General features: G+C 67.6%; 1 protein-coding gene and 1 tRNA gene. One reads left to right on the top strand and one right to left on the bottom strand.

The genetic code is table 11. The features are described from left to right. Window positions 1-158 precede the first annotated feature (158 nt). Window positions 159-229, top strand: a tRNA-Ser gene (locus ABEA26_RS35850). A gap of 141 nt (window positions 230-370) precedes the next feature. Here the strand turns inward: ABEA26_RS35850 and ABEA26_RS35845 are convergent. Further along, window positions 371-1,618: a hypothetical protein gene (locus tag ABEA26_RS35845; protein WP_345598240.1), complete on the bottom strand. Its 1,248-nt coding sequence runs from the start codon at window positions 1,616-1,618 to the stop codon at window positions 371-373. Between the last annotated feature and the right edge of the window lie 160 nt (window positions 1,619-1,778).

Here is a 1,778-nt window from a genome sequence, read left to right as displayed (position 1 = left end):
GGATATAGCGTTCGGTTTCAGGGAAAGTCGCCACGCTAGGATTCTCTCCCACACCACTGACAACCGGCGTGCTGTCGGTGGGAACGCCGTGAGTCCCGATCTTCTGTGCGTGGTGGAGTAGCTGCCCACCCACGATCGGGGCGGGCAGACGTGATGCGCGACCGCCTCAGGGCCGAGAGGGCCCGCTGGAGTCAAGGGGGCGCAGGTTCAAATCCTGCCATCTCGACCACGCTTTTCGCAGGTCGGAGGCCGTTCTCTCATCCGTGGGAGGGCGGCCTTTCGCGCGTTCCGGGGCGTGGTGGTCGCAGCCGTGCGGTCCGGCCCGCACGGTTGGCCGTCTGCTCGGCTCCCCTGAGTACGTGAGAGGCGGTCATGAGAGGTTGAGCCCCGCGTGGTCCCACTGATCGAGCAGCATCTCTGCCGGTAGCGCGCTGCCGTCAGGAGCCAGGCGCTGGACCGGCATGTTGTCGGAGGGGCATGCGAGCAGTTGCTCGGCGACGAGGTGGGGAACGAGTAGCGCTGTGGTGCCGGCCTTCCGGTTGAAGGCCACCTGGCAGGTGGCGATGACCGCTGCTTCCCACAAGGTGAGGGGGTCGCGTTCCGGCTCGCTGTGGTGGGTCCTGACGAGGGCGGGCGCCTTCACCGCCACCAGCTGCCATGGCGTACTGACGGGGCGACAGGCTTCTTCTCGTGCCTGACGGATCCAGTCGGCAGTGAGTAGGCGGAAGGCGGCGTGGGCCTCGGGCTTCCCCTTACGGCGACGTCCGAAGGCGTCACTGACGACGGTGTAGACCGAGAAGTCCTGATCTTCCAGGCGGCGCCAGGACCAGATGGCTCGCCGACTCCACTCGTACCATGCTCGCCGGAAGGTCTTCTCCGCTTCCGCTCCCAACCCGGCGAGGCCGGGGTCTGCGGAGAACTTCGGCTCGGGCAGGATACGCACGGCAGCCGCCTCCAGCAGGCGGATCGGCTGCACGAGGGCCGCGAAGGCCCGACGCTCCTCGTCGAGGACCGTGGCGAGGCGACTCTGCAGACCATCGGCCCAGGGGGCGAGGAAGGGGTACTCGGACACGGCCTCGTTGCTCCGTGTCAGGTAGGAGTGCAGCCGACGCCAGTGCTCGTGACGTCGGGAGCGGAAGTTGCGGGCGCGGTCGTATCGCTCCCATTCCTCGTCGTGCCCGGCCTCGTCGTCGTCTTTCTCCTCCTCGTCGCCGGATTCGGTGGCGGGGGGCGGGTACTCGCCGGCGGTGAGGGCGGTGGCGGCGTCACGCTCGGCCTCGAGGTCTTCCTCGTCCTTGGACTCCCGGTCGAGCCAGATGGCGAGTGAATCCACTTCGCTCACAGCGGCGCCGAGCGGCAGGATGAGGCTGCCTGTGGGCAGAGGCCACCGACAGCTCGGGCAGAGCCGCGCCACGGCTTCGCCGAAGGGGACGTCGATCTGGTTCACGGAGGCGGCTGACCGCAGCGTGCGGCACTCGGGGCTTCCGTGGAGCTTGCCCTTGCCTGTCGCCGAGACGTGGCAGGTGATGAGGATGTCCCGGGTCAACCCCAGGGGAACCTCAGGTGTAAAGAGGGAACCGAGCATGACATGGCGAAGCTCATCGCGAGTCGAGGACATGTCGGCAGGCTATGCGCGGCCACTGACAGTCCGCCGGTCAATCTGCCCTCTCCACCCTGCGGTGACCAGAGACGCCAGAGCGATCCTCACCGCCAGGACAGCGATCCTGGGGACCAGTTGGGGACCACACGGTACGCGCGGTGGTGCACGATGCATGCTT

Source organism: Streptomyces marokkonensis, assembly GCF_039539045.1.
Taxonomy (GTDB): Bacteria; Actinomycetota; Actinomycetes; order Streptomycetales; family Streptomycetaceae; genus Streptomyces; species Streptomyces marokkonensis.
This window is presented reverse-complemented; position numbering and strand designations above follow the sequence as displayed.